The organism is uncultured Streptococcus sp. (assembly GCF_915066115.1).
In the GTDB taxonomy this organism is placed as follows: domain Bacteria; phylum Bacillota; class Bacilli; order Lactobacillales; family Streptococcaceae; genus Streptococcus.
In genome coordinates this window covers 1-7,615 of record NZ_CAJZDT010000095.1, presented here as the reverse complement: position 1 = coordinate 7,615, position 7,615 = coordinate 1, and the positions used below count along the sequence as shown (strand labels likewise).

Here is a 7,615-nt window from a genome sequence, read left to right as displayed (position 1 = left end):
GGAAATCGTAAAAAAACTATGTTTGAAAAATTAACCTTGTTTATCGTGATTATCATGCTAGTAGCAAGTTTATTGGGAATTTTTGCAACTGCAATTGGTGCCCTTAGTAATCTATAAAATAGATTTAAGAAAATTTTGTGACTGGGATTTCCCAGCCCTTTTTTAAAGTGAGAAGAAAAAATGAGTATGTTTTTAGATACAGCCAAGATTAAGGTCAAGGCTGGTAATGGTGGCGATGGTATGGTAGCCTTTCGCCGTGAAAAATATGTCCCTAATGGCGGTCCTTGGGGTGGTGACGGTGGTCGTGGAGGAAATGTAGTTTTCGTTGTAGATGAAGGACTACGTACCCTCATGGATTTCCGCTATAACCGTCATTTCAAGGCTGATTCTGGTGAAAAAGGAATGACCAAAGGGATGCATGGTCGTGGAGCTGAGGACCTTAGAGTTCGAGTGCCACAAGGTACGACTGTGCGTGATGCTGAGACAGGCAAGGTCTTGACAGATTTGATTGAACACGGTCAAGAATTTATTGTAGCCCACGGCGGTCGTGGTGGACGTGGAAACATCCGCTTTGCGACACCAAAAAATCCTGCACCTGAAATCTCTGAAAATGGAGAACCAGGTCAGGAACGTGAGTTACAATTGGAACTAAAAATCTTGGCAGATGTTGGTTTAGTAGGTTTCCCATCTGTAGGGAAATCAACACTTTTAAGTGTTATCACATCTGCTAAACCTAAAATTGGTGCCTACCACTTTACGACCATTGTGCCAAATCTAGGTATGGTTCGTACCCAATCAGGTGAATCCTTTGCAGTAGCCGATCTGCCAGGTTTGATTGAAGGCGCTAGTCAGGGTGTCGGTTTGGGAACTCAGTTCCTCCGTCACATTGAGCGTACCCGTGTCATCCTTCATATTATTGATATGTCAGCTAGCGAAGGACGTGATCCTTATGAGGATTATCTTGCTATCAATAAAGAGCTGGAGTCATACAATCTTCGTCTCATGGAGCGTCCACAGATTATTGTAGCCAATAAGATGGATATGCCTGAAAGTCAGGAAAATCTTGAAGATTTCAAGAAGAAATTAGCTGAAAACTACGATGAATTTGAAGAGTTACCAGCTATCTTCCCAATTTCTGGTTTGACCAAGCAAGGTCTGGCAACGCTCTTGGATGCTACAGCTGAATTGTTAGACAAGACACCAGAATTCTTGCTCTACGACGAGTCAGATATGGAAGAAGAAGCTTATTATGGATTTGACGAGGAAGAAAAAGCCTTTGAAATTAGTCGTGATGACGATGCGACATGGGTACTTTCTGGTGAAAAACTCATGAAACTCTTTAATATGACCAACTTTGATCGTGACGAATCGGTCATGAAATTTGCTCGCCAGCTTCGTGGTATGGGGGTTGATGAAGCCCTTCGTGCGCGTGGAGCTAAAGATGGTGATTTGGTCCGAATTGGTAAATTTGAGTTTGAATTTGTAGATTAGGAGACTGGTATGGGAGATAAACCGATATCTTTCCGAGATGCGGATGGGAATTTCGTTTCCGCCGCAGACCTTTGGAATGAAAAGAAATTGGAAGAACTATTTAATCGTCTCAATCAAAATCGTGCCCTAAGATTGGCACGAACTAAAAAAGAAAATCCATCTCAGTAAAGAATATAACAAAATTCCGTGCCTCATCAGACACGGAATTTTGTTATTCTTCAAAGAAAAATGGAGGGGCGAATTTTTTCAGTTCTTCAAAACAATTTTGGGCAGCTTCCGTATCTTCACAGATGACTAGACAGACATCATCGCCACAGAGGGTAGCGATAGCGTCAGGGAAGCTCAAAGCATCAATGATAGAACCAAAGGATTGAGCAAGCCCAGGAAGGGTTTTTAGTAGGACTTGGTGTTGAACCGGACGCATCAAGACAAGAGCATCTTCCATGTAAATTTCGAGACGTTTTTCCCATTTTGAGGTTGAACCAGCATTGAGCACGTAGTAAGAGTTGTCTTCTTCTCGTACTTTTGAAAGGTTCATACTTTTAATATCTCTCGAAAGTGTAGCTTGTGTAACTTTAATATCATTATCGGCAAGAAGAGCTTGTAGCTCAGCTTGAGTATGAATCTTGTTTTTCGTTACAAGAGCTCGTATGAGTTGGTGTCGGTGTTCAGATTTATTCATAAAATGTTACTCCTTGTACTAGATATAGAAAACGTGGACTGAACGAGATTGTCAGTCGGGTGGTAAGCGGTATTGTCACGTATGATGATTTCAAAGTCAGTAGTATAGGACTAAACGGAGAGAATCTCCCTCTTTTCACTTGTCACTAGTTGGGTGGAGATGAATTGGCTCTCTATCCGTTTATTTACATTGGTGTCCTCTACTAACAGTAAATCACTCAATTAGGTTAGCCTTTTGTCACGACTTGTTGTGAATTTATGCCAAATGGCAATTCACAGAGATTATCCAACATGTGGTCTGGTAGCGAGTATTATAAGTGATTGCACATGTTGGTTAGGGTCTTAGTATCTTTTGTCCAAGATCCAGTTTTAGACATGTCATAGGTCTAGATTAGGATTGAATTTGATACCAAGTTTATGTGTAGTTTAACAGTTCAAATGGAAATAGTTCCATATTGAAAGTCTGATATTATACCTTTTGACAAGGTAGGATAAGACTAGACTGTTCAAGATCGACAGTCAGCTGGTAAGCGGTATTGTCACGTATGGTGATTTCAAAGTCAGTAGTATAGAGAACTAAACGAAGAGTATCTCCTTCTTTTAGCTTGTAAATAGTTGGTTGCAGTTCAAACTGGATATCCATCCATTCATCTGCAGTAATATCCTCTACCAACAGTAAACCATTTCTATTTTGTAAATTGAGATAGCCTTTTGTCACGACTCGTTGCGCATTTTCACGAAATGGTAATTCACAGAGATTTTCCAACATGTGGTAGCGACCGTTGTCAATGGTTCTAGCACTTAAAACAGCTGGATAGGGTTGTAGGTATTTCTTTTGACCAAGTTCTAGCAGTTGGGCTGATAACAAGCCCTTGTTTGTACTAGATTTGATACGAAGATTGAGTTGAGTTCGACCGTTTAAGTGAAGATCTTTAGTCACAGGAAGGTCAATAGTAATCTGATTGGCTTTCCCTTGATAGAGTTCTGTATTGAAGGTCTGGTAGGTCTTACCATAACGCTCAAAATCCTCATCTGAGTACTGGTTTTCAATAACTTGCTCTTCTTGACCAAGTGCGAAGGTTTCAAAGTTTTCTTGCCCACCGAAGTTATCAAGCGATAACCAAGACTGAGGTGTTGTATTATCCTGCCAGATGACAGTAGGAAGTTGGTAATCCGTTTCCTGTCCCAGTAATTTCTTAGTCAATAAGCCATTCATGGACTCACGGAAGTCAATGGACTGCCAGTTGTTCATGTACACATGAGCGCCATTATGGAAAAAGAGGTGCTTGTTGATATGATTAGGGAGAGCATGAAACATCTGGTAAACATGGAGTGGTTTGACATTCCAATCCTGAGAACCGTGGGTAAAGACAACCTCTGCCTTTACTTTATCAGCATTGAGCAGATAGTTGCGGTTATGCCAAAACTGATTGTAGTCGCCAGATTTGCGATCCAGTTGCTCTTTTACTTTTTCCAAGTCATCTTGGTGAGCTTCATTGCCACGGATATAGTCGCCAGCCAAGAGATTACGAGAATAGGTTAACTCAGCAAGGGAGTCAAAGTCCTCACCTGGATAACCTCCTGGGCTAGTTACCAGACCGTTTTCACGGTAGTAGTTGTACCATGAAGAAATGCCGGCCTCGGCAATGATAATCTCTAAACCATCGACTCCTGTAGACGCAAGACCATTGGACATGGTACCTAGATAGGAAAGTCCAGTTGTGGCTACTTTTCCATTTGACCAGTCAGCCTTGACCTGACGCTGGCGCGTGTGGTCGGTAAAGGCACGGCAACGACCATTTAGCCAATCGATGACATTTTTATAAGCCTCGATTTGCTGGTAGTCCCCATTAGTCATGAAACCTGTGGAGTCTTTAGTACCAACACCTGAGACATAGAGATTAGCAAAACCTCGTGGAAGGAAGTAGTCGTTGAGTGTATAGCTGGAGTTGATGTGACTTAGCTTTTCCTCAGCTTCTGACACAAGCTCAGCTTGGCCTTGAGGTTGGACGAGATTTAGTTGTGGTTCTTCTAGCTCAATCTTGTGAGCAGGTTTGACCTCAAGGTCACTCTCCATCTTGTAGAGAGCCTTGTCGCTCGCCTTGTCATTTGTTCCCTGATGGTAGGGACTAGCTGTCATGATAGCAGGGATTTGTCCATCATAATGAGGACGAATAATGCTGACCTTGACTAAGTCTGGTAGCCCTTTTTGGACAGTATCGACACGAGACTCAACGTAAACGACTTCTCGAATGACATCATGACTAGAAAAAGTAGCCAAACTCTTGCCGTTAAAGTAGTGGTAGTCATTATCCTCCGGAATAAGACCATCACTAACAAGCTGGTCGATAAGAGTGTTCCCCTTCTTGGTGCGAGTATTGAGTAACTGATAGAGATTTTCAATCAAGTCACCATATACAATGGGAAATCCAGTCTCTTTACGAAAAACTTCACTGTCTTCGAAGTCAACAAAATAAGAAAAGCCTAAAAGTTGAAAGGCTACAGTGTAGAAAATATCCGCAGTCAACTCTTTGTCTGACTGAAAAAAAGTCAGTAAGTCAGTTTCTTTATCAACTGCCAAACTGGATAGAGGATAGGCGCTATCTTTATAATTAAAAAAGAAACGAATAAGAAACGCTTCGAGCATTTTTTTATTTGTAATGTTGACTTGTAAATCAAACCCATACTTTTTTAATTCAAAGATAATTCTATCTCTAGGTAGCGCTAAATAGCTAAATTGATTAAAACGCATAAAAGCCTCCTACTTATGAAATATATTAAAGTTATTATATCAAAAAATATAGAGAAAAGATACTATAAAAATTAATAGAAACTATAATAAATAAAAATAAGTATTTATAAAATAAACATGTGAAATGATAAGATTAAATACAAAAATATTAGTGGTACTGTTGGAAATCAGGCAAAGATTGTCTAATTAACTATGATTTGAGCTATTAGATATTAAAGCATCAGTAATAGTAATAGAAATTTAAAGAAAATGGTATAATATAGTGAGAAGGATAGAGGAGAAGTGTAAATTGATCGCACAACTAGATACAAAAACAGTCTATAGTTTTATGGAGAGTGTCATTTCAATCACCAAGTATGTGAGAGTAGCTAAAGAATTCGGCTACACTCATCTGGCTATAATGGATATTGATAATCTTTATGGTGCTTTTGACTTTCTAGAGGTTACAAAAAAATATGGCATTCATCCTTTATTAGGGCTTGAAATGACTGTATTTGTGGATGCTCAAGAAGTGAATTTGCGCTTTTTAGCTCTATCTAGTGTGGGCTATCAGCAGCTGATGAAACTCTCAACAGCCAAGATGCAGGGGGAGAAAAATTGGGCGGTTTTATCTCAGTACCTAGAGGATATTGCGGTCGTTGTTCCTTATTTTGATGGACTGGAGTCGTTAAATCTAGGCTGTGATTACTATATTGGGGTTTACCCAGAAACACTGGCAAGCGAATTTCATCATCCTATTTTGCCACTGTATCGGGTCAATTCTTTTGAAAGCAGGGATAGAGAAGTTCTGCAAGTATTAACTGCGATTAAAGAAAATCTACCACTTAGAGAAGTTCCCTTGCGTTCACGACAAGATGTCTTTATATCGGCAAGTTCTTTAGAGAAACTATTCCAAGAACGTTTTCCGCAAGCCTTGGACAATTTAGAAAATCTTATTTCAGGTATTTCTTATGACTTGGATACTAGTCTGAAACTGCCTCGTTTTAACCCATCTAGACCAGCCGTAGAAGAGTTGAGAGAGCGTGCTGAATTGGGGCTTGCTCAGAAGGGATTGTCTAGTAAAGAATATCAAGACCGTCTAGACCAAGAATTAGCTGTTATTCATGATATGGGCTTTGATGATTATTTCTTGGTCGTTTGGGATTTGTTGCGTTTTGGACGTTCGAATGGCTATTATATGGGAATGGGACGGGGTTCTGCGGTTGGGAGCTTGGTTTCCTATGCCTTGGACATCACAGGGATTGACCCAGTGGAGAAAAATCTGATTTTTGAACGTTTCCTTAATCGTGAACGCTATACTATGCCTGATATTGATATTGATATCCCTGATATTTATCGTCCAGATTTTATCAGATATGTTGGCAATAAATATGGCAGTAAACATGCGGCTCAGATCGTTACTTTTTCTACCTTTGGGGCCAAGCAAGCTTTACGTGATGTCTTGAAGCGCTTTGGTGTGCCAGAGTATGAATTGTCCGCAATTACCAAGAAAATCAATTTTCGAGATAATCTAAAGTCAGCCTATGAGGGCAATCTCCAGTTTCGTCAGCAAATCAATAGTAAGTTAGAATACCAAAAAGCCTTTGAAATTGCCTGCAAGATTGAGGGGTATCCAAGACAAACCTCTGTTCATGCAGCTGGTGTTGTGATTAGTGACCAAGACTTGACCAACTACATTCCTCTAAAGCACGGCGATGAAATTCCACTGACTCAGTATGATGCTCATGGAGTTGAAGCTAGTGGGCTTTTGAAAATGGACTTTCTGGGACTGCGAAATTTGACTTTTGTCCAGAAGATGCAAGAATTGCTTGCTGAAACAGAAGGTGTTAAGATAGCTATCAACGAGATTGATTTGGAAGACAAAGAAACGTTAGCTTTATTTGCCTCTGGCAATACAAAAGGTATCTTTCAATTTGAGCAACCTGGTGCCATTCGGCTGCTTAAGCGTGTACAACCAGTCTGTTTTGAAGATGTCGTAGCGACTACTTCTCTAAATAGACCAGGTGCTAGTGACTATATCAATAATTTTGTGGCAAGAAAGCATGGGCAGGAAGAAGTGACTGTTCTAGATCCAGTACTGGAGGATATTTTGGCTCCAACCTATGGCATTATGCTCTATCAGGAGCAGGTTATGCAGGTTGCTCAGCGTTTTGCTGGATTTAGTCTTGGGAAGGCCGACATTTTGCGACGAGCTATGGGTAAAAAGGATGCCTCTGCCATGCATGAGATGAGGGCTTCCTTTATTCAGGGAGCATTAAAAGCAGGTCATACTGCGGAAAAGGCAGAGCAGGTCTTTGATGTCATGGAGAAGTTTGCAGGTTATGGGTTTAACCGATCTCACGCCTATGCCTACTCAGCCTTGGCCTTCCAGTTGGCTTATTTCAAAACGCATTATCCAGCCATCTTTTATCAGGTCATGTTGAATTCTGCCAACAGTGATTACTTAACAGATGCCCTAGAAGCAGGATTTGAAGTAGCGCTTCTGTCCATCAATACCATTCCCTATCACGATAAAATTGCGAACAGATCCATCTATCTAGGTTTGAAATCGATTAAGGGAGTCAGCAAGGATTTGGCGCTTTGGATTATTGAAAATAGACCCTATTCGAACATTGAAGATTTTATAGCTAAATTACCTGAGAATTATCTGAAACTTCCTCTGCTAGAACCTTTGGTAAAAGTTGGTCTTTT

Annotated in this window: 6 protein-coding genes and 1 pseudogene; 4 read left to right on the top strand and 3 right to left on the bottom strand. The window is 40.5% G+C overall.

Annotated elements, in window-relative coordinates:
- The 3 genes from QZ565_RS06970 to QZ565_RS06960 all read left to right on the top strand — a co-directional run.
- Positions 1 to 117 (top strand): DUF4044 domain-containing protein (locus tag QZ565_RS06970; RefSeq protein WP_295527448.1); only part of this gene is annotated, 117 nt, incomplete at its 5' end.
- Positions 118 to 180: 63 nt separating this feature from the next.
- Positions 181 to 1,491 (top strand): GTPase ObgE, encoded by a 1,311-nt coding sequence (obgE, locus tag QZ565_RS06965; protein WP_000061641.1) that lies wholly within the window; start codon positions 181 to 183, stop codon positions 1,489 to 1,491.
- A gap of 9 nt (positions 1,492 to 1,500) precedes the next feature.
- A complete protein-coding gene (locus QZ565_RS06960) occupies positions 1,501 to 1,659 on the top strand; it encodes a hypothetical protein (RefSeq protein WP_295527437.1) in 159 nt (52 codons plus the stop codon).
- Between the two features lie 43 nt (positions 1,660 to 1,702).
- On the opposite strand, the gene QZ565_RS06955 is transcribed toward QZ565_RS06960, so the two are convergent.
- The 3 genes and pseudogenes from QZ565_RS06955 to QZ565_RS06950 form a co-directional block, all read right to left on the bottom strand.
- Entirely contained in the window at positions 1,703 to 2,173 is a 471-nt protein-coding gene (locus QZ565_RS06955) for an arginine repressor (protein ID WP_295527434.1), read from the bottom strand.
- Positions 2,170 to 2,485: pseudogene (locus tag QZ565_RS09305) on the bottom strand (Xaa-Pro dipeptidyl-peptidase); the annotation flags it as partial. The pseudogene QZ565_RS09305 and the gene QZ565_RS06955, both read right to left, overlap by 4 nt.
- Before the next feature lie 156 nt (positions 2,486 to 2,641).
- The gene (locus QZ565_RS06950; protein ID WP_295527431.1) at positions 2,642 to 4,924 is read right to left on the bottom strand and encodes a Xaa-Pro dipeptidyl-peptidase; all 2,283 of its coding nucleotides are present in this window, start codon (positions 4,922 to 4,924) and stop codon (positions 2,642 to 2,644) included.
- Positions 4,925 to 5,213: 289 nt separating this feature from the next.
- Between QZ565_RS06950 and QZ565_RS06945 the strand changes: the two genes are divergently transcribed.
- Positions 5,214 to 7,615 (top strand): DNA polymerase III subunit alpha (locus QZ565_RS06945; RefSeq protein WP_295527428.1); only part of this gene is annotated, 2,402 nt, incomplete at its 3' end.

Coding starts and splice junctions, on each gene's coding strand:
- obgE (WP_000061641.1), top strand. CDS start 181: ATGAGTATGTTTTTAGATACAGCCAAGATTAAGGTCAAGGCTGGTAAT.
- QZ565_RS06960 (WP_295527437.1), top strand. CDS start 1,501: ATGGGAGATAAACCGATATCTTTCCGAGATGCGGATGGGAATTTCGTT.
- QZ565_RS06955 (WP_295527434.1), bottom strand. CDS start 2,173: ATGAATAAATCTGAACACCGACACCAACTCATACGAGCTCTTGTAACG.
- QZ565_RS06950 (WP_295527431.1), bottom strand. CDS start 4,924: ATGCGTTTTAATCAATTTAGCTATTTAGCGCTACCTAGAGATAGAATT.